This is a genomic window from Nonomuraea sp. NPDC050556 (genome assembly GCF_044457355.1).
In the GTDB taxonomy this organism is placed as follows: domain Bacteria; phylum Actinomycetota; class Actinomycetes; order Streptosporangiales; family Streptosporangiaceae; genus Nonomuraea.
Window position 1 is genome coordinate 2,109,520 of record NZ_JBITGU010000001.1, and the last position, 20,251, is coordinate 2,129,770.

Below are 20,251 nucleotides of genomic sequence, written 5' to 3' on the forward strand. Positions count from 1 at the left end.
GCGTGCGGCGCCGCCACGCAGTAAGGCATCGCCATCGCACGCTGCGCCCCGCACGGGGTTGCCGTCAGACGCAGCGCCATTGCCTACAGCGGTGCCGGGCGAGTCGTCACACGCGGCGCACAAACACGATGAAGGGGGCGGCTACGCGCGGCAGAGGATTTCGCCGTGGAGGATGGACAGCCAGCCGTCCTCTGACGCCGCCCACTCCTGCCAGGCCGCCGAAATCGCGTGGAGGTCGGATTCGGTGGCTGCGCCGGTCGCGAGGGCCTGGTCGGCCATGAGGGACTTCAGCACCCTTTCCGCCCACATGCCGCCCCACCACGCGCGGTCCTCCTCGGTCGCGAAGCACCAGGTGGAGGACGTGGCGGTGACGTCGGTGAAGCCCGCCGCCCTGGCCCACAACAGCAACCGCCGCCCGGCGTCGGGCTCGCCGCCGTTGGCTCGGGCGACCTTCTGGTAGAGGGCCAGCCAGGAGTCCAGCTCCGGCAACTCCGGATACCACGTGAACGCCGCGTAGTCGCTGTCGCGCACCGCCACGAACCCACCAGGACGGCACACCCGCCGCATCTCGCGCAACGCCTGCACCGGGTCGCCGACGTGCTGCAGCACCTGGTGCGCGTGGACCACGTCGAAGCTGTCGTCGGGGAAGTGGAGAGCGTGCACGTCGGCGACGGCGAAGTCCACGTTGTCCAGCCCCCTGCCCGCGATCTCGGCCCTGGCCAGCGCGAGGGCGTCGGCGGTCACCTCGCTCGCGGTCACCCGCGCCACCCGTCCCGCCAGGTCGGCGGTGATGGTTCCCGGGCCGGCGCCGACGTCGAGGACGGTCATGCCGGGGGTGAGGTGGGGCAGCAGGTACGCTGCCGAGTTCTCCGCGGTGCGCCACCGGTGGGAGCGCAGGACGGACTCGTGGTGACCGTGGGTGTAAACCGCCTTCGTCATGGGTGAAGGTTAGCCGCCGTCCCGTATTTCGGGCAGATCTGTCTCATATAGCAAGATGCGATCGCCGGTCACGACCAAGCGGGCGACATCATCCCTGCCCGGGACGTCGAACATCACGTCGGCCAGCAGCTCCCCTACGATCGAGCGCACCGCCGGCGCCTTGAGCCAGTGCGGCGTCGGCGATCGCACCGATGGCGCCCTCGGTGAACTCCAGCTGCCGCCGGTATTGCTTGACCAGCGCGGACCTGTCCAGCGGCTCGAAGTGCCGGGGTGCCTGCGGCAGGCGTTCCCGCTGGCGGCCGTGTGGTGGCTCGCGTGGAGGGGCGTGGGGCTTGTCACTCGACCGCCCGCTACCGTCCGGCCGGGTGACGGCCTCGCATAGGCATCACGAGTCCCGTGGCGATGGCCACACTTCTCCTTCTCCCCAACGGCGCCCCCGAGCAGGCGGCCTCCCAGCCGGGAGGCCCCCTTTGGGGCGTCGCTCAGGTGCTGCCGCCCGATGAGGACCCCACTGGGCGGAACCCTCCCGCGAGCGTCTGAGACCGCTGCGCGAAGAGGTACGGCCGGGCGAGGGTGAGAGCGGTCGCCGTGAGGGCCATGCCCGCCAGGACCGGCGCGAGGTGCATGAGGTCGACGTAGCCGATGGCGAAGTGGGCGATCACGGCGGGCACGAATCCCGCAAAGGCCGCGAGCGCCAGCGTCCACCACACCCACGACTCGCCCCGCCGCCACCCCCACATGCTCAGCAGCAGGATCGCCGCGGCCGCCGCCGTCAGCGCCCCGCCGAACCCGGCCCTGTCGTGCGCGATGAACGGCAGGAGCCGCCCGTTGGCCGCGCTCAGCGCCTCCGGACCGGTTCCCAGGAACGCCAGGTCGCTGGGGACGAAGACGCCGGTGAGCCCGACCACCGACACCGCCACGCCACCCACCAGCAGCCCGGCGCCGGTGATCACCATGAGGAGCTGGCCGGTGAGCGCCCTGTTCCGCTCCGGCCCTTCTGGCAGGGTGACCCAGCGGGGACGTTCCGGAGGCCGCCGGGTCGCGGCCAGGAACATCGGGAACACGATCGCGGCCAGGGCCAGGTGGAGCGGCTCCAGGTATCCGTGGGCGAAGAGGAACAGCACCGCGGCGAACCCGATGCACCCGGACACCAGGTATGCCTCCCGCGCCCACGGCCAGCCCCGGCGCATCCCCCCTCCGGCCAGCCCGGCGTAGAGGATCCCGGTGGCCACCATGGTGCCCGCCAGCGTGATGCGGTCGTGGCGCAGGAAGTGGACCAGGTGGTGGTTGACCGCGTGCAGCCCGCTCTGGTCGGTGTTGAGGAACGCCCGGTCGTACCAGAGCAGGACGGGGCCGAGCGTGACAGCGGCTGCGACCAGCCCGGCGACGGCGATGACGACTCCGGACACCAGGCCCCACCACCAGCCTGGCCATCTGCGTGGATCCAGCCCGACGCTGCGCAGGGGCGGGACGGGCGCGGTGGGCGTCGCCGCCTCGACCACCCGGCCGAACCACCCTGGACCGGATTGGACCAGCAGATCGGGTACGGCGAGCACGAGGGTGTCGGGGTCGGCCAGGGCGCGGACCGCATCACCTACTGACGGCGAGCGAAGACGGACCACCGCCTGGCCCTCGGCCGCACAGTCATCTTCCGCCGCCCGAGCCTCGACCGTTAGGACGGCGCTACTGTCCGACCCGGCCTCGTTACCGAGGGGGTGTTGTGGAGACGCGGGGAGCGGGGTGCGACGTGATGGTGAGGGCGCGGTAAGCAGATCGGCTTCCCGGCCTTGCGGTGCGGGCGCGGCAAGCGAAGCGGCCTCGCGGCATTGCGGTGGGAGCGCGGCAGCGTCGCTGCGTCGTGGTGACGGCGCGGCGAGCGAAGTGGCGTGGCGGCGTTGTGGTGAGGGCGCGCCGAGCTGAGCGGCACCGTGACGTTGTGGTGGGGGCGGGGCGGCTTCGTAGTGTTGTGGTGAGGGCGGCGCTGGCGGGGCGGCTTCGCGGTGTTGTCCGGCGGCTGGCTGTGGGATGGCTGGTGGGAGGATCGCGTCTACGTGTGGTGCCAGGGCGGTGGTCACGGCGGGGTCGGTGGTTCCTGCCAGGACGGGGACGCGCCTGCCCGCTGCAGCTCGCCGTACCAGGTCCACGTCTGCGAGGGTCACCGGCTCCACCAGGATCACGCCGGCGCCGAGCGGGGGCAGCGCGCGGATGGCGGCCCAGGCCACCTCGGGTGGCACCACTGCCCCTAACCTGCTGGGCACCGCCACGCCCCCGACGGTCCCTCTCAAAGGGGACGGTGGGTGGCGGTGCCCGAGCAGGCGCGCGACCGCTGTGCCGCCGCCGGGCAACGAACCGGTCCAGGCGAGCAGCCGCAGCGCCAGCCGCTGCGACCTCCGCACGCCCAGCACGGCCCCCGCGATCCCCCGCAGCGGCTGGTATGTCCAGTCAGGCATGGTCCCGCCCCCGTTCTCCCCGCTCGGAGGATGCGGATCGCGCGACAGGCGGAGGCGACGTCTTCCCCCGTTCACGCAGCTCCGAGGGCCTCGCGGCGAGATCCGGCGTTGCGGGTCGCTCGGCAGGCTCGGGTGCCCTCCACCCCACGACGGGATCCGACTTCTGCGATGCGGGTCCGGGCGTCCTCCTCCCTACAGTCGGATCCGACGTTGCGCGTCGCTCAACTGGCTCGGGATCCCCCTCCGGCGTTGCGCGTCGCTCAACGGGCTCGGGATCCCGCTCCGGCGGTGTGGATCGTTCAAGGGGCTCGGGTGACGTCCGCCCCGCGGCGGGATCTGGCTCTGGTGATGTAGGTGGCGCGAGGAGTTCGGGCGAGGGCGGGGTCCAGCGCAGGATGGGGTCCATTGACCTGAGCAGTGCCGCGGGTGGCACCAGCCGTGCTGCGAGGTCGCGCAATCGTGCCGCCGGAGCCCACGTCAGCAACCCCGCCGCCCCCAACCGGGCCGAGCGGCGGGCGATCGCCTGGGTGCGTGGGCGCCGTGCCCGGTCGTACCGGGCCAGCGCCGCGTCCACGTCCGGCACCGTACCCAGGCATGCGGCCAGCGTGACCGCGTCCTCCAGCGCCGTACCCGCCCCCTGCCCCAGCGTCGGGTCCATCGCGTGCGCCGCGTCTCCCAGCAGCACCACTCTCCCCGACACGTACGACGCCAGCGGCGGAACGTAATACACGTCGTGCCGCAGCACGGCATCCTCCTGCACCGCCGCCAGCAACCTGGGAAGTGGATCCGGCCATCCGCCGAACCTGTCCATGAACTCCCCATGGGCGTCCCGCCCACCCGCGCGGGCCCGCGCGGCGGCGAAGCAGTAATACCGGCCCCCTGGCAGCGCCGCGAAGCCGATCCGCTCGCCGCGTCCCCACCACAATGCCCCCTCGGCGCCCAGACCGGGCACGGGGCCGGTCACCGTACGCCAGGTCGTGGAACCGGAGTATCGGGGCGATCCGGCGTGCGGCCATCGCTGCCGACGTACCGTGCTGTGCACGCCGTCGGCGCCCACTACCAGATCCTGCCCGCGCAGGTCGGCGACGTCGTGCACTTCGGCGCCCGCGCTCAGCACCTCCCCCGGTAACGCCGCCACGAGCACGCGTAGCAGGTCTGCTCGGTGCACCATGAGCAGCGGCCAGCCGTACCGCCGGGCGACGTCCGCGTTGTCCGTCCTGTACAGCCATCGTCCGGTCCGGTGGCGCACGCCCCCTTTGGTCTCGACTGCGGCGATCGCCCGCACCTGTTCGGACAGTCCCAGTACGGCGAGCGCGCGCATCGCGTTCGGCCACAACGCCAGCCCGGCTCCGACCTCCCTGAACTCCGGTGCCCGCTCCAGTACGGTCACCCGCCACCCGATCCGGTACAGCGCCAGCGCGGCCGCCAGCCCGCCGATCCCACCACCGACCACCACTGCTGCAGGCATGATCCAACCCCCTGTTTGAGCGACTGCTTAATCGCACCGTAGGCTAATTTAAGCGAACGCTCAACTCCATCGGCGCACCGACAAGGTGGGCGAAGTGGCGCTGGGGGTGGGCGGCGAGCCGGGGGTGTCAGGGACGATGGAGGGGTGGAGGGGTGGAGGGGTGGAGGGGTGGAGGGGTGGAGGGGTGGAGGGGTGGAGGGGTGGTCGTTCATGGGGGTGTTATGTGTTGGAAGGGTGGTGGTTTGGGGTTGTTCACCGGTTGTTACTGGATCGCTGCTGTGGGTCGGAAAATGGCGGAAAGCGTGGAATAGTCGGCGGAGATGGGCCGTTGGCATCGGGGTGGCGTAAGGCCACGACACCGGCGGACGATCGGATGCCCGCGGCCCCTGCCGATGTCGGGCGTCTGGCCGCCGCCGACCGCCTGACCTCAGGGAGCGAGTTTGCGTCCACCAGTGGCCGATCGTGGCACGATCGCCTCTCGCGCCGTCTTCCCCGCCGGAATGCTGGCCGCCCAGCCCAGAACGCTGCTCGATGTGCTCGACGCCACAGTGCGCGACCACCCCGACGCCTTGGCGCTGGACGACGGCCGGATCGCCTACGACTACCGGACGTTGCGCGCCGAGGTCGACCGGCTGGCCACCGACCTTCGCGAGCTGGGGGTACGGCGGGGCGACCGGGTCGGCGTGCGGGTTCCTTCCGGTACGGCGGAGCTGTACCTCTCGATCCTTTCCGTGCTCGCCGCCGGGGCCGCATACGTGCCGGTGGACGCCGACGACCCCGATGAGCGGGCCGAGCTGGTGTGGGCGGAGGCCGAGGTCAAGGCGGTCATCGCCGACAAGATCACCCTTAGGGAGCCTACGAGCGAGGACGGCGACCTCCCCAAGCAAGGCGACCTCCTCGAGCAAGAAGACCCACACGCCGGGCCGCGGCCTGAGGATGATGCGTGGATCATCTTCACCTCCGGCTCCACCGGCAAGCCCAAGGGCGTAGCCGTGACGCATCGCAGCGCCGCCGCGTTCGTGGACGCAGAGGCCGGGCTGTTCCTCCCCGACGCCCCCCTCGCCCCGGGCGACCGGGTGCTGGCCGGGCTGTCGGTGGCGTTCGACGCGTCCTGCGAGGAGATGTGGCTCGCCTGGCGCCATGGCGCCTGCCTGGTCGCGGCGCCGCGTTCGCTGGTGCGTACCGGGATGGATCTGGGGCCCTGGCTGGTCGAGCAGGAGATCACCGCGGTGTCGACCGTGCCCACGCTGGCCGCGCTGTGGCCGGTGGAGGCGCTGGACGGGATCCGGTTGCTGATCTTCGGCGGCGAGGCCTGTCCCCCAGAGCTGGCGGAACGGCTGGCCGTACCGGGACGAGAGGTGTGGAACACCTACGGGCCGACCGAGGCCACGGTGGTGGCGTGTGCGGCACGGCTGACCGGTGAGGGGCCGGTGCGGATCGGGTTGCCGCTCGACGGCTGGGACCTGGCGGTCGTGGACGCCTCCGGCGCGCCGGTCGCGATGGGTGAGGTCGGCGAGCTGATCATCGGCGGGGTGGGGCTGGCCAGGTATCTGGATCCGGTCAAGGACGCGGAGAAGTACGCGGCGCTGGAGGCTCTGGGGTGGGAGCGGGCGTATCGGTCGGGTGACCTGGTGCGGGCCGAGCCTGAGGGGCTGCTGTTCGTGGGGCGCGCCGACGACCAGGTGAAGCTGGGTGGGCGGCGGATCGAGCTGGGTGAGGTGGACGCGGCGCTGCAGGCTTTGCCGGGGGTGGCGGGGGCGGCGGCTGCTGTGCGTACGGCGGGCGGGGGGCATCAGCTGCTTGTCGGATATATCGCCGTCGGGGAGGATTTCGACCTTAGCGAGGCTCGGGATCTCCTCAAGGATGTCCTTCCTGCTGCCCTGGTGCCGCGGTTGGCGATCGTGGACGAGCTGCCCACACGCACCTCCGGGAAGATCGATCGGGATGCGCTTCCCTGGCCGCTGCCCCGCCGTACAGCGGCGCCGGGCTCCGCCGTACAAGATCTCGCCGACGCAGCGCCCGGAGAGCCACAGCTCAGCGTGGTGGAGCGGTGGCTGGCTGAGCGGTGGGGGGAGGTGCTCGGGGTCGTACCGGACAGCGCCGATGCGGACTTCTTCGTCGAAGGCGGCGGGTCATTGGCCGCCGCTCGGCTCGTGTCGTTGCTCCGGGCCGACTACCCGTCGATCGCCGTCGCCGACCTCTACGAGCGCACCACGCTCAAGGCCATGGCCGCCAAGCTCGCCACCATGAAGGCCCCCCAGGCCAGGCAGCGCGCCGTCGTCCCCATGCCACGCAGGTCCGCTCTCCTGCAGACCGCCCTCATGATCCCCCTGCTCACCCTCGGCGCCCTGCGCTGGGTGACCGTGCTCGCCACCGCGGGCAACCTGCTGAACTGGCATCACGTCTCCTGGTGGCTGGTGGCGTTCGGCTGGCTGGTGTTCGTGTCGCCGCCCGGCAGGATGTTGCTGGCCGCCGCCGGTGCACGCCTGCTGCTGCGCGACGTGAAACCGGGGAGTTACCCGCGCGGCGGCAGCGTCCATCTGCGGCTGTGGTTCGCCGAGGGGCTGGCGGCCAGGCTCGGCGTGCCCGACCTGGCCAGCGCCCCCTGGATGGCGCACTACGCGAGGCTGCTCGGCGCGCAGGTGGGTGAGGACGCCGACCTGCACTCCGCTCCCCCTATCACCGGCATGCTCAGGCTCGGCAGGGGCGCGTCGGTGGAGCCCGAGGTGGACCTCTCCGGTTACTGGTATGACGGCGACCTGCTGCACCTGGGCGAGATCCGGGTCGGCAACGGCGCGTCGGTGGGTTCCCGCTCGACGCTGCTGCCCGGCGCGCGGATCGGGAAGAACGCCCAGGTCGCCCCAGGCTCCGCCGTATCCGGAAATATCCCGGCAGGGAGCCGATGGGCCGGAGTGCCCGCCTCCCGTCAGGGCAAGGCGCGCAAGTCGGCGGACCGTCCGGCGCGCAGCCGGTTCTGGGTGGTGGTGTACGGCGCGAGCGCGATCACGCTGAGCCTGCTGCCGGTCGTCGCGGTGCTCGCCGGGATCGGCGTGTTGCAGGTCACCGGGCTCGTCGGCATCCCGCTGGCGACGGTCGCGGGGCTGGTGGTGTTCGCGCTGGTCACGCTGGTGTTCGTGCGTTTGCTCGGCATCGGTCTGAACGCCGGGCACCACCCCGTGCACAGCAGGCAGGCCTGGCAGGCGTGGGCGACGGGCAGGCTCATGTCGGCCGCTCGGGTGTGGTTGTTCCCGCTGTACGCGAGCATCCTGACGCCCGCCTGGCTGCGCGCGCTCGGCATGCGGGTCGGCCGCGACGCCGAGCTGTCCACGGTGCTGGCGCTGCCGTCGATGACCACGGTCGGCGACGGCGCGTTCCTGGCCGACGACACCATGGTCGCGCCGTACGAGCTGGACGGCGGCTGGATGCGCATCGCCGAGGCGCGCATCGGCAAGCGCGCCTTCCTCGGCAATTCGGGCATGACCGCTCCTGGGCGCAAGGTGCCGAAGGACGGCCTGGTCGGCGTGCTGTCCGCGACGCCGAAGAAGGTGAAGGCCGGTTCGTCCTACCTCGGCATGCCGCCCGTGCGGCTCCGCCGTACAGCGGAGGAGAGTGACCGCAGCCGCACCTACGACCCGCCGGTGCGGCTGAAGGCCGCGCGCGCCCTGGTCGAGGCGTGCAGGCTCATCGCCGCGATGGCCACCGTCTCGCTCGCCGTACTGACCGTCCTGGCCTTCGAGAAGATCGTCGGTCTGTACGGCTTCGCCGTCGCTGCCCTGCTCAGCGGTGTGCTCATGGCCGTGGCCGGGGTGGTCGCGGCGGCGGTGGCGTCCCTGGCGAAATGGCTGCTCGTGGGGCGGATCGCCGTGGGCAACCGCCCACTCTGGAGCTCGTTCGTGTGGCGCAACGAGCTGGCCGACAACTTCGTCGAGGTGCTCGCCGCGCCCTGGTTCGCCGAACCGTGGCTGGGCACCGCGCCGCTGAACGTGTGGCTGCGCTCGCTCGGGGCACGCATCGGACATGGGGTTTCCTGCCACACGTATTGGCTGCCCGAGGCGGACCTGGTGAGCCTCGGCGACGGCGCGACGGTCAACAGGGGCTGCGTCCTGCAGACCCACCTGTTCCACGACCGGGTCATGAGCATCGACACCGTGGCGCTCGGCGCGGGCGCCACCCTCGGCCCGCACGGCGTCATCCTGCCCGCCGCCTCGGTGGGCGACGACGCCACGATCGGCCCCGCCTCGCTGGTGATGCGCGGCGAGTCCGTGCCCGGCGGCACCCGCTGGTTCGGCAACCCCATCACGGCCTGGCGGCGATGAGCGAGCACGGCGACCCGCGCTTCAGCGTGGCGCACTACGACCTGGACCTGCAGTACCGGCTCGCGACGAACTGGCTCGGCGGGCACGCGCGGCTCGACGTCGTCACGTCGCAGGCCGTCGACCTGCTGGAACTCGACCTGTACGCGATGCGGGTGGCGCAGGTGCGCATCGACGGGTCCGTCGCGCACTTCACCCACAGGGACGGACGGCTGCGCATCACGCTCCCGCGCCCGGCCCATGCAGGGGTCGCGATGCAGGTGGAGGTGCGTTATTCCGGGGTTCCCCGCCCGGTGCCGAGCACCTGGGGCGGGGTGGGGTGGGAGGAGCTGACCGACGGGGCGCTGGTCGCCTCGCAGCCGGTGGGGGCGCCGTCGTGGTTCCCGTGCAACGACCGGCCGTCGGACAAGGCGTCCTACCGCATCACCGTGACGACGGCCGCGCCGTACCAGGTGATCGCCAACGGGGTGCTGTCGGCCAAGCGGCGTTCGGCCAGTGCGGTCACCTGGGTGTACGAGCAGGTGGAGCCGATGGCGACGTACCTGGCGAGCGTCCAGATCGGCCGCTACCAGCTCGCCGGAGGGCTCGCCTTTCCGGCTCGGCTGGGTGGACGGGTGCGCAACGACTTCTCCCGGCAGCAGCGGATGATGGACCTTTTCTGCGACCTTTTCGGCCCATATCCGTTCGCCGCGCCGTACACGGTCATCGTGACCGACGACGACCTGGAGATCCCGGTCGAGGCGCAGGGCATGTCCATCTTCGGACGCAACCACGCGGACGGGCGGCGGACCTTCGAGCGGCTGGTCGCCCATGAGCTGGCCCACCAGTGGTTCGGCAACAGCCTGACGGTGGGGGCTTGGTCGGACATCTGGCTGCACGAGGGGTTCGCCACGTATGCGGAGTGGTTGTGGTCGGACTTCTCGGGTGGGGCGTCGTGCGAGGAGCTGGCCTTGCGGTGGTACGGCAGGCTGGCCGAGCTCCCCGCCGACTTCGCGCTGGCCGATCCGGCGCCGGAGCTGCTGTTCGACGACCGGGTCTACAAGCGTGGGGCGTTGACCGTGCACCGGCTGCGGCGGCAGATGGGCGACGAGCCGTTCTTCACGATGCTGCGCGACTGGACCGCCGCGCGACGGCACGGGACGATCAGCACCGAGGAGTTCGTCGCCTTCGCCCAACGCCACACGGCTTCACCGCTCGCCCCCGTCCTGTCCCCTTGGCTGTACGGCAAGCAACTCCCACCCTGGTCGCTGTAGCTCCGCGGGGCTAGTTGAGGACTGCGGCGATCCAGTGTTCGACGGTTCTGGCGACGCGGGGTTGGGCGTAGAGGCGGGTGCTGTGGGCTTGGCCGGAGAATACGCGGATTTCTGCGGTTATCAGGGGGCGGCTGAAGTCGGCGGGGACGAACTCGTGGGCTGAGTGCAACATCAGCGCTGGGGCGTCGCCTTCGCCTGCGTGTTCTGCGGGCTCCATGCTGCGCCAGGTCGACGGGCAAACCGCGGGCGTGCAGCCTGCCAGGGCGATCGCGGCGGTGCGTAGTCTGCCGCCGGTGCGGTAGGCCAGGTCTGGGGAGGTCACCGGGGAGAGGCCTACTATGCCGCGCAAGCCGGCCGGGCGGGCGTTGAGGACCCCTACCGCCGCGGCCAGGTGGCCTCCGGCGGAGAAGCCGATCACCACATAACGGGACGGATCGAAGCGGTAGCGGGCCGGGTGGGCTCGGGCCTCGTCAATGGCGTCAATCACGTCGTCGCGCTGGGCGGGCCAGCGGGCGCTGCCGGACAGGCGGTAGTTGACGTTGAAGACGGCGTAACCGAGGGCGGCGTAGCGGCGGGCAATGGGGGTCAGGTCGCTCTTGTCGCCCTGCGACCACCAGCCGCCGTGGACCAGGAACACCCCCGGGCGGCGGCCGCTGGGGCCCGGGTAGGCGTCCATGGAGGACTCGGCCAGGGCTGCGGGTGCGAACACGATCACCAGGAAGGCGGCCAGTGCCACGACTCTCACGCCGCCACTGGTCCCCTGCCGCGTACGGTGCCACGCCCGCAACCACCCCGCGATGCGGCCGTCCGGTCGGCGTGGCGCGCCGAGCGGGGGCTCTCGGCTCGTGCGTGAGCCCCGGGCCATGGCGTTCCCGGGGCTCACGTGTTTCCCGGGTGGTCTGCGGATTCGTTTTCCCGATCCGATACCACTAAAACCCGATTTGTCGCCCAGAGAATCCGGGGGTCGGCGGATTGTCGGTGGGGGCGGCTAGGTTGTCGGGCATGGTCACAGTCGAGGACGTACGGCGTCTGGCCGTCACGTTTCCACGGTCTTCCGAGCACCTGATCAGGGATCGGGTGAAGTTCCGGGTGGGGAGCATCGTCTACGTCGCGTTTTCCCGCGACGAGACGATCATGGGGTTCGGGTTTCCCAAGGAGGAACGGGCGGCGCTGATCGAGGCGGAGCCGGAGAAGTTCTTATGGCCTCGGGAGTCCGACCTGCGCTACCACTGGGTGAACGCCCGGATGTCGGCGCTGGACGAGGCGGAGATGCGGGAGCTGGTGACGGAGGCTTGGCGCATGTGCGTCCCTAAGAAGGTCTATGCCGCCTACACGAGCGCCCTCACCTGACCACCCGACCCAGCGCTCACCCACATTCGCCCGCCGCTCATGCACCAGCCCACCTAACCCGCCCGCCACCCTCACACGCCCACACTTGCACGCCTATGCCTAGGCGCGCCCACCTGTCGGCCCGCCCGAGCGTCCGCGGGTCGACCGTCCGTGCGGCCACGTGCTCGCCTGCCCATGCTTTCGGTACGGCGTGCGTGACGTGCTGCATGGGCGCAGCTCACGGCCGGGCACATCGTCGCCACGTGTACCCGCCGTGGGCAGGCCCGCGTGCGCCCGCCGCAGCTCGCTACAACGGTGTGGCTCTACGGCAGCGGGCGGCCGTCGGAGCCGTAGCGGGGGTGCGGCGGTGGCTGCGGTGGCCAGGCGCGGGTCTCCGGCAGGGCTTCCTGCTGCCCAGTGCCCTGTTGCGGGTGTCCTGACGCCGCCTTGCCGGGCGGAGAGGGACGGTACCCAGGCGGGGGTGCCTGGCCCGGCGGGGGCGGCTGATAGCCGGGCGGGGGTGCCTGGCTGGGCGGTGGTGGGTGAGGAGCGGGCTGGCCAGACGGTGGATATGGCTGACCGGAGGGTGGATAAGGCTGGCCCTGCGACGGATACGTGGGGGGCGGATAGGGCGTTGATGCTGGCTGACCCTGGGGTGGTGGGGCTGGGTGGGGTGGTGGGGTTGGGTACGAGGGGGCCTGGGGTGGGTAGGTTGGCTGGCTCTGCGGGCCGTACGCCGGAGAGGGGTACGCGGGCTGCGGCGGTGGCCACCCCGTGGGCTGGCCCCACCCGCTCTGGTGCTGCGGCGGCGGTGGCACCTGGAAACCGCCCCTGCGCAAGAACCCGGTGTCCTGCAACGACCCGCCCGTCCACTGCGGCGCGGGCGGAAGGGGCATCCGACGCAAAAACGTCTGCCGCGCCTGGTCCATGTGCATCAGATACGCGTCACGCAGCATCGGCCAAGCCTGGTCGGCCACGCCGTACTCGACCTGCCTGTGCAAAGCCGCCAGCTCCACAGCGGACAGCTGGTAGTCGGCCATCGCCCGCCCACCGGGCGGCCCCGCGGCGGAGCGGGCCCACGCGCGGGCCTGGCCGCGCCCGCCCATCGAGCTGAGCATCGTGATGTCGGCGGGCGTGACCAGCCCGGTCGGGATGTACGCGGGCAGGTAGCGCGCGATCGACGCGACCACCTTGCGCCGGTCCACGACGGCCAGCACGACGATCCCGATGAGCACCACCAGGTCCAGCAGCCACACGACGACCAGCCCGCCGAACCCGAACGCACCGGAACCGTTCCACAGACCATGGAGGATGACGGCGAACGTCCATCCGGCGAACGGCGCGAGCACGCGCGCCGCCCCGTTGCGGTACATCGCGGCGACGGCGATGCCGATGCCGGTCATCGAGGTGAAGAGCGGGTGCAGCAGCGGGGTGGCCAGCCCGCGGATGACGAAGAGCATCAGCACCTCTTCGCCGGAGGACTGCTGGATGTAGTAGAGGACGTCCTCCACCCAGGCGAAGCCGAGCCCGACCATCGCGGCCAGGATGATCCCGCTGGACAGGCTCGTGATCCGCCGGCGGCGGAACAGCAGGAAGCCCAGCAGCACGGCGCCCTTCGCGCTCTCCTCCACCAGGGGCGCGCCGACGGCCGCGCTGATGAACTGCCCGCCTTCCTGGCCGAACGTGGCCTCGGTGACGAGCGAGCCCGCGGTGTTGAACAGGAAGCTCACGAGCGTCGCGATGCCCGCGCCCCACAGGAACGCGGCGAGCAGCAGCTTCCACGGCATCGGCTTGAGCCGGTCGAGCAGCAGCACGGCGAAGATGAGCAGCGGGAAGGGCAGGACGCCGAGGATCAGGCTGATCGCGAACGCCTGGATGCTGCCGTTGCCGAACACGAACGTCAGCAGCAACATCAGCACGAGGCAGACGGCGCTACCGATGAGCGTGACCAGCAGTCCGGGCGAGACGCTGCCCTGGCGACGGCGGCGGAGCACGGCGGTGACATCCACCCGAGAACGCGACATAGAGCGCTACTTTAACCGGCTTTTACGGTATTTCTAAGGAGGTCCCCGGTCAGCTTGGTGATACGGCGGACGCAGTCGTTCCAGGTGCTGCCCGAGGGGTGGGCGGTGAGGAGCGCGAGGACATAACGGTCGCCGATGAGGCCGGTGGTGTGCAGCACGGGACGGCCCAGATCGGGCACCCGCGTCTGGGCCGCCACGTAGGCGACCTGGCTGATCGAGCCGCTCGCGCGGGCGGCGTTCCTGGGGCACTTGGTGGGCGGCACGTCGCCGAAGCCCGACCAGCCCTGCTTGACCGCCCACGGCTTGGCGACCGCGCTCGGGATGCCGAAGGTCTGGTCGAACCCGTCCGTGCCGCACGGCGTCGACCTGCGCAGATGCCCGACGATGAGGTCGCGCACCGATGGCGAGGCCCGGTCGAGGAGGTAGCGGTAGGTGGCGACGACGTCGTACGCGCTGAGCGAGGTATAGCCCCAGAAGCCCGGCTTGTTGCTCGGCGGCGGGGCGGTGTCGGCCAGGTGCAGCCTAGCGGCCATGCGCTGGACGATCTTGCCCTTGCCGCCGCGGTCCCAGAACGTCGACGCGGCGTCGTCGTCGCTGGAGCGCAACATGATCTTCAGCAGCTTCGCGTCACCCGCCGGGACGCTCTTGCGCCTTTCCAGGTAGTCGAGGGCGATGAGGATCTTCACCACCGACGCGGACCTGAACTGCCGGTGCGCGTAGCGGTGCGTCACGATCTTGCCGGTCTGCCGGTCGAAGAGCACGTACCCGGCGGTGGTGCCCGGCGCCTGCCGTACGGAAGAACTGGCTGGTACGGCGGGCAGTACCGACAGCACGGTCGCGAGGGGGACGGCGGCCCACGGCGAGATTCGCATCCCGCATTCCTACCAGAATCTTGACATGCCACAGAAACGGGTCTAAACACAGACTAAACCACATTGAAACGGCGGTGAATCAACATCATGTACGCCGAGGAGCGCCAGCAGGAGATCCTCCGCCTGGCCCGCGCGGCCGGCCGGGTGGACGTGGTCACGCTGGCCGAGCAGTTCGAGGTGACGACGGAGACTGTCAGGCGTGACCTGACGGTGCTGGAGCGCGCGGGGGTGCTGCGGCGCGTGCACGGCGGCGCGATCCCGGTGGAGCGGCTGGGGTTCGAGCCGGAGCTGGCCACCCGGGACGAGGTGATGACGGCGGAGAAGGAACGCATCGCCAAGGCGGCGCTGGCCGAACTGCCGGACGACGGGTCGGTGATCATCGACGCGGGGACCACGACCGGGCGGTTGGTGCGCATCCTGCCGACCGACCGGGAGCTGACGGTGATCGTCAACTCCCCTCCCCTGGCGACGGCGCTGGCGGCGCGGGCGAACCTGAGCGTGATCGTCCTTGGCGGACGGTTGCGTGGGCGGACGTTGGCGACGGTGGACGACTGGGCGTTGCAGCCTTTGGCGCATCTGCACGTGGATGTGGCCTTTATGGCGACAAATGGCTGCTCGGCGACCAAAGGCCTGACAACGCCGGATCCGGCTGAGGCGGCGATCAAGCGGGCGATGGTGAGGGCGGCGGAGCGCAGCGTGCTGCTGGCTGACCACACGAAGTTCACGAACACGTACCTGGCGGGGTTCGCGGCGCTGTCGGAGATCGACGTGGTGATCACCGACTCGGGCCTGGACCTGGCGACAGCGGCGGAACTCTCGGCCGCGGGACCCCAGGTGATCCGCGCATGACCACATCGGTACGGCCCGCCCGCCAGATGCGCACACCCACCACGGACCTCACCCACCGGAGAGACGCCCCCTCCTCGGGCCTCACCCGCCTGGTCGGCGCACCCTCCTCCGAGCACTCCTCGTGGAGGGGGCGCGCGCAAAGGCTCAGGCCCTCTCCAAGCGTGCGGTGTTCCCCAGAAGCGGGGCTCTTCTCGCGGGCGACGGGCATCCCACGCGTGGGGTCCTTCCCTGGGGCAGGCCGTACCCCTCGCGCTGGGGGCCTCTCGGAGGCGGGGCGTATCCCGCGCGTGGAGTGCTTCTCGGGGGAGGGGCGGTTTCCGGGGGGTTCTGGGGGCGGGAGCCGTACTGGGGAGGGGTTGTGATCCTCACCCTGACGCTCAACCCCAGCCTCGACAGGACCATCGAGATCGGCTCACTCGACCGGGGCGCCGTCATCCGGGCCGCCGCCGCGCACCTCGATCCCGGCGGCAAAGGGGTGAACGTCTCGCGCGCCCTTCTCGCCAACGGCGTCACCTCCTGCGCCGTCGTCCCCTACGGCGGCGACGAGGGCAGGCAGCTCGTCAACCTGCTCTCGCTGGAGGGCCTCGACATGGTGACCGTCCCCGTCTCCGGTTCCACCCGCTCCAACGTCACCCTCGCGGAACCCGACGGCACCATCACCAAGATCAACGAACCGGGCACCCCGCTCACCGCCGACGAGCTGGACGTCATCGCCGACGCGGTCCTCACCGCCGCGCACTCCGCCGACTGGGTGGTGGCGTCGGGCAGCCTGCCGCCCGATGTCCCCCATGACGTCTATGCCGGACTCTGCCGCCGGTTCGCCGCCGCCGGGATCCTCCTCGCCGTCGACACCAGCGGCCCCGCTCTCACCTCGGTGCTCGCGGCGGGCCCCGCGCTGGTCAAGCCCAACAGGGAGGAGCTGGCGGAGGCGACGGGCGTCCCGATCACCTGCTTGGGCGACGTGCTGGAGGCGGCAGGAAAGCTGCGCGCCTCCGGGGCGCGCGCCGTGCTGGCCAGCCTCGGGGCGGACGGAGCGGTCCTGGTGGAGGAGACGGGCATCTGGTACGGCGAAGCCGTCGTGTCCGAGCCCCGCAGCACGGTCGGCGCGGGGGACGCGATGCTGGCGGGCTTCCTGGCGGCGGGCGGCACCGGCCCGGCGGCCCTGAGCACCGCGTTGGCCTGGGGCGCTGCGGCGGTGGCGCTCCCGGGGAGCCGCATGCCCACCCCGAACGACATAGACCCCACCCCCATCCCGATCTCCACCCCCAACCCCACCCGCCCCCTAACCCCCCATCCCTAACCCCCTCCCCCGCCCCTCTCACCAACCCCCTTACCCGACTCAACCTCGCACTCGACCCAAACCACCCTCACCCCACCCGGTCCCTCGCACTAACCCGCCCTCACCCCACCCGGTCCCTCGCACTAACCCGCCCTCACCCCACCCGGTCCCTCGCACTAACCCGCCCTCACCCCACCCTGATCCGCCCTACATGATCCCGCCCAAACATCACCCCTTACTCCGCCGCCCATCCCGGCCCCGCCTAGTTGCCGCACCTCAGCCCAATCTCACCCCTACCTCCTCATCCCGATAGACAGCCGAAAGGCCCTTTGGACCGACTTGCCGGGCCAGGGAGCCGAGGGGCGAGATGGGGCGCGGAGGCGGCAGGGCAGAGGGGGGGACGGCGAGGAGCGGGGGGGCGGAACGCGGGGCGGAGCGCAGGGCGAGGCAAGCGGGCGGGGCGGAGCGATACGGGAGGGCGCGGGGCGGGGCCGGGGCGCCCCGCGAGGCGGGCGGCGGGAGGGCGGGGGTGGGGGCGGAGCGGAGCGGGTGGGTGGCGAAGGACTTCTGGAAAGCGCTCGATCCCCCCGAAGGAGCACGTCCATGGCCGACACCTACACTCCCCCGGTCTACGGCACCGGGGTCAAGGCCACCATCCAGCGCATCGGCGGCCACCTGGCCGGGATGATCATGCCGAACATCGGTGCGTTCATCGCCTGGGGCCTGATCACCGCGCTGTTCATCCCCACCGGCTGGCTGCCGAACGAGGCGTTCGCCAAGCTCGTCGGCCCGATCATCACCATGCTCCTCCCCATCCTCATCGGCTACACCGGCGGCCGTATGGTGCACGCCCAGCGCGGCGCCGTCGTCGGCGCGGTGGCCACGATGGGGGTGGTGGTGGGCGCCGACATCCCCATGTTCCTCGGCGCGATGATCATCGGCCCGCTCGCGGCGCTTGTCCTGAAATATGTGGACAAGTTTACGGAGGAGCGCACCAAAGCCGGCTTCGAGATGCTGGTCGACAACTTCACCGCGGGCATCGTCGGCGGCGCGATGGCCCTGCTGGGCGTGTGGGGCATCGGTCCCATCGTCCGCGTCGTCACCACCGCCGCAGGCGACGCCGTCAACTGGCTGGTCACCAGCAACCTGCTCCCCCTCGCCTCGGTCCTCATCGAGCCAGCCAAGGTGCTGTTCCTCAACAACGCCATCAACCACGGCGTCCTCGGCCCGTTGGGCGTGGTGCAGGCCAAGGAGGCGGGCAAGTCGATCCTGTTCATGCTGGAGTCGAACCCGGGCCCAGGTCTCGGCCTCCTGCTGGCCTACCTGTTCTTCGGCCCCAGAGCGCTGCGCCCCAGCACCCCGGCCGCGATGATCATCCACTTCTTCGGCGGCATCCACGAGATCTACTTCCCGTACGTCCTCATGAAGCCCCGCCTCATCCTCGCCGTCATCGCGGGCGGCGCGGCGGGCGTGTTCACCTTCCTCATCACCGGCGCGGGCCTGGTGGCGACGCCGTCCCCTGGCAGCATCTTCGCCTACGCGGCCGTCACACCGAAGGGCGGCTGGTTCGGCTCGATCGCGGGCATCGTGATCGCCACGGCCGTCTCGTTCTTCGTCGCCGCGCTCCTGCTCGGCTTCGGCCGGGGCGAGAAGGAGGAGCCCACGGACGAGCCCGCGAACGAGGCCATGGACGACCAGCCGGAGACAGCGGCCCACGCAGAAGCAACCAAGGAGGCCTGAGTCATGGCCAGCATCGAGTCCAAGGACATCCACAAGATCATCGTCGCCTGCGACGCCGGTATGGGCAGCAGCGTCATGCTCGCCTCCACCCTGCGCAAGCAGCTCAAGGGCACCGGCATCGACGTGGCCCACACCCCGGTCAACCAGATCCCCCAGGACGCCGACGTGGTGCTCTGCCACGCGGGCCTGGCCGCCAGGGCGCAGGCGAGCGCACCGGGAAAGGTGCTGGTGTCGTTCCAGATCTTCCTCGGCGACCCCGCGGTGACGAACCTGGTCAACACCATCAAGAAGGGCGGCACGGTCAATGCCTGAGCTGCCCCTGGACCCCAGGGCGGTCATCCTCGGAGCCACCGCGACGGACCGCGACGACGCGATCAGGCAGTGCGGCAGAGCGCTGGTCGAGGCGGGCGCGGCGGCTGAGCCGTACATCCAGGCCATGCTCGAACGCGAGCAGACCATCTCCACCTTCGTCGGCGAGGGGGTGGCCATCCCGCACGGGACGGCCGCCGCCAAGGAGGTCGTGCACCACGACGCCATCTGCGTGGTGCAGTTCCCGCGGGGCGTCGACTGGGACGGCGAGCAGGTCGTGCTGTGCGTCGGGATAGCCGCCAAGGGCAACGGGCACGTGGAGCTGCTGTCGGCGCTGGCCGAGATCCTCATGGACCCCGGCAGGGCCCGCACCCTGCGCGAGGCCAAGGACGTGGAAACCGTGATCAAGGAGCTCAGCCAGTGAAGGTCGCCCGATTCCACGCCCCAGGGGACATCCGCGTCGAGGACGCGCCGGAGCCGCAGGGCGACCTGGTGATCCGCGTGCGCAACTGCTCCACCTGCGGCACCGACAACAAGATCTACCGGTACGGTCACCACCACATCAGGCCGCCGAGGGTGATGGGGCACGAGATCGCCGGCGAGGTGGTCGGCACCGGCGAGCGGGTCCAGGTCATCGCCGCGATCCCCTGCGGATCCTGCCCCGACTGCGTGCGGGGCAGGATGACCGTCTGCCAGAACCAGGAGTCGATGGGCTACCACTACGACGGCGGTTTCGCCGAGTACATGGCGATCCCGGCCAAGGTGGTGGCCGTGAACGGCGTCAACCGCGTCCCGGACGGCGTCTCGTTCGCCGAGGCGTCGGTCGCCGAGCCCCTCGCCTGCGTGCTCAACGGCCAGGAGCTGGTGCGGGTGGGCGCGGGCGACGACGTGGTGGTCATGGGCGCCGGTCCGATCGGCTGCCTGCACGTACGGCTGGCCAGGGCGCGCGGCGCGGCCCGCGTGTTCATGGTCGACGTCAACGCCGAGCGCCTGGCGATGGCCGCCGAGCTGGTGCGTCCGGACGCGGTGTTCGACGGCGACGCGGTGGAGCAGGTGCTCAAGGCGACCGGCGGGCGCGGCCCCGACGTGGTCATCACGGCCGCGGCGGCGGGAGCGGCCCAGGAGCAGGCCGTACGGATGACCGCACGTCAGGGGCGGATCAGCTTCTTCGGCGGGCTGCCCAAGGACAACCCGATGATCTCCCTCGACTCCAACCTCGTGCACTACAGGGAGCTGACCATCGTCGGCGCCAACGGCTCCTCGCCCGCCCACAACGCCGAGGCGCTGCGCCTCATCGCCTCGGGCGAGGTGCCCGTGGCCGATCTGATCACCCACCGGCTGCCGCTGGAGCGGGTGCTGAACGGCATCGACCTGGTCGCGCGCGGCCAGGCCATCAAGGTCACCATCGAGCCCTGAAGGAGGGACA

15 protein-coding genes are annotated in these 20,251 nt (G+C 71.1%); 9 read left to right on the top strand and 6 right to left on the bottom strand.

The window, feature by feature from the left end:
* Positions 1-141 precede the first annotated feature (141 nt).
* The 3 genes from ACIBG8_RS10535 to ACIBG8_RS10545 all read right to left on the bottom strand — a co-directional run bounded on the left by ACIBG8_RS10535 (position 142) and on the right by ACIBG8_RS10545 (position 4,857).
* Positions 142-939, bottom strand: coding sequence for a class I SAM-dependent methyltransferase (locus tag ACIBG8_RS10535; RefSeq protein WP_397342379.1), 798 nt, complete (start codon positions 937-939; stop codon positions 142-144).
* Between the two features lie 482 nt (positions 940-1,421).
* Positions 1,422-2,561: a hypothetical protein gene (locus ACIBG8_RS10540; protein WP_397342380.1), complete on the bottom strand. Its 1,140-nt coding sequence runs from the start codon at positions 2,559-2,561 to the stop codon at positions 1,422-1,424.
* An 820-nt stretch (positions 2,562-3,381) separates the two neighbouring features.
* Entirely contained in the window at positions 3,382-4,857 is a 1,476-nt protein-coding gene (locus tag ACIBG8_RS10545) for an FAD-dependent monooxygenase (protein WP_397342381.1), read from the bottom strand.
* 440 nt (positions 4,858-5,297) lie between these two features.
* Between ACIBG8_RS10545 and ACIBG8_RS10550 the strand changes: the two genes are divergently transcribed.
* Both ACIBG8_RS10550 and ACIBG8_RS10555 read left to right on the top strand, forming a co-directional pair.
* On the top strand, positions 5,298-9,173 hold the full coding sequence (locus tag ACIBG8_RS10550; RefSeq protein ID WP_397342382.1) for a Pls/PosA family non-ribosomal peptide synthetase: 3,876 nt from the start codon (positions 5,298-5,300) through the stop codon (positions 9,171-9,173).
* On the top strand, positions 9,170-10,423 hold the full coding sequence (locus ACIBG8_RS10555; protein WP_397342383.1) for a M1 family metallopeptidase: 1,254 nt from the start codon (positions 9,170-9,172) through the stop codon (positions 10,421-10,423). Before ACIBG8_RS10550 ends, ACIBG8_RS10555 begins: the two co-directional genes overlap by 4 nt.
* Before the next feature lie 10 nt (positions 10,424-10,433).
* Here the strand turns inward: ACIBG8_RS10555 and ACIBG8_RS10560 are convergent, their stop codons facing one another.
* Complete coding sequence (locus ACIBG8_RS10560) at positions 10,434-11,168, bottom strand: alpha/beta hydrolase (RefSeq protein ID WP_397342384.1); 735 nt, start codon at positions 11,166-11,168, stop codon at positions 10,434-10,436.
* Between the two features lie 257 nt (positions 11,169-11,425).
* On the opposite strand from ACIBG8_RS10560, the gene ACIBG8_RS10565 reads away from it, so the two are divergent.
* Positions 11,426-11,773 (top strand): MmcQ/YjbR family DNA-binding protein, encoded by a 348-nt coding sequence (locus ACIBG8_RS10565; RefSeq protein ID WP_397342385.1) that lies wholly within the window; start codon positions 11,426-11,428, stop codon positions 11,771-11,773.
* Positions 11,774-12,075: 302 nt separating this feature from the next.
* Here the strand turns inward: ACIBG8_RS10565 and ACIBG8_RS10570 are convergent, their stop codons facing one another.
* On the bottom strand, positions 12,076-13,776 hold the full coding sequence (locus tag ACIBG8_RS10570) for a PrsW family intramembrane metalloprotease (RefSeq protein WP_397342386.1): 1,701 nt from the start codon (positions 13,774-13,776) through the stop codon (positions 12,076-12,078).
* A gap of 11 nt (positions 13,777-13,787) precedes the next feature.
* Positions 13,788-14,648, bottom strand: a complete 861-nt coding sequence (locus tag ACIBG8_RS10575; RefSeq protein ID WP_397342387.1) for a hypothetical protein — start codon at positions 14,646-14,648, stop codon at positions 13,788-13,790.
* Between the two features lie 87 nt (positions 14,649-14,735).
* Here ACIBG8_RS10575 and ACIBG8_RS10580 point away from each other — a divergent pair, with 87 nt between their 5' ends.
* The 6 genes from ACIBG8_RS10580 to ACIBG8_RS10605 all read left to right on the top strand — a co-directional run bounded on the left by ACIBG8_RS10580 (position 14,736) and on the right by ACIBG8_RS10605 (position 20,241).
* Complete coding sequence (locus ACIBG8_RS10580; protein ID WP_397342388.1) at positions 14,736-15,497, top strand: DeoR/GlpR family DNA-binding transcription regulator; 762 nt, start codon at positions 14,736-14,738, stop codon at positions 15,495-15,497.
* Between the two features lie 358 nt (positions 15,498-15,855).
* The gene (gene pfkB / locus ACIBG8_RS10585; protein WP_397342389.1) at positions 15,856-16,797 is read left to right on the top strand and encodes a 1-phosphofructokinase; all 942 of its coding nucleotides are present in this window, start codon (positions 15,856-15,858) and stop codon (positions 16,795-16,797) included.
* Positions 16,798-17,379: 582 nt separating this feature from the next.
* Positions 17,380-18,516 carry a mannitol-specific PTS transporter subunit IIC gene (gene mtlA, locus ACIBG8_RS10590; RefSeq protein WP_397342390.1) on the top strand — a complete coding sequence of 379 codons (1,137 nt, stop codon included), beginning with the start codon at positions 17,380-17,382 and terminating at the stop codon, positions 18,514-18,516.
* A 3-nt stretch (positions 18,517-18,519) separates the two neighbouring features.
* Positions 18,520-18,828, top strand: coding sequence for a PTS lactose transporter subunit IIB (locus ACIBG8_RS10595; RefSeq protein ID WP_397342391.1), 309 nt, complete (start codon positions 18,520-18,522; stop codon positions 18,826-18,828).
* Positions 18,821-19,249, top strand: a complete 429-nt coding sequence (locus ACIBG8_RS10600; protein ID WP_397342392.1) for a PTS sugar transporter subunit IIA — start codon at positions 18,821-18,823, stop codon at positions 19,247-19,249. Before ACIBG8_RS10595 ends, ACIBG8_RS10600 begins: the two co-directional genes overlap by 8 nt.
* Positions 19,246-20,241 (top strand): zinc-dependent dehydrogenase, encoded by a 996-nt coding sequence (locus ACIBG8_RS10605; RefSeq protein ID WP_397342393.1) that lies wholly within the window; start codon positions 19,246-19,248, stop codon positions 20,239-20,241. Before ACIBG8_RS10600 ends, ACIBG8_RS10605 begins: the two co-directional genes overlap by 4 nt.
* Positions 20,242-20,251: the final 10 nt, after the last annotated feature.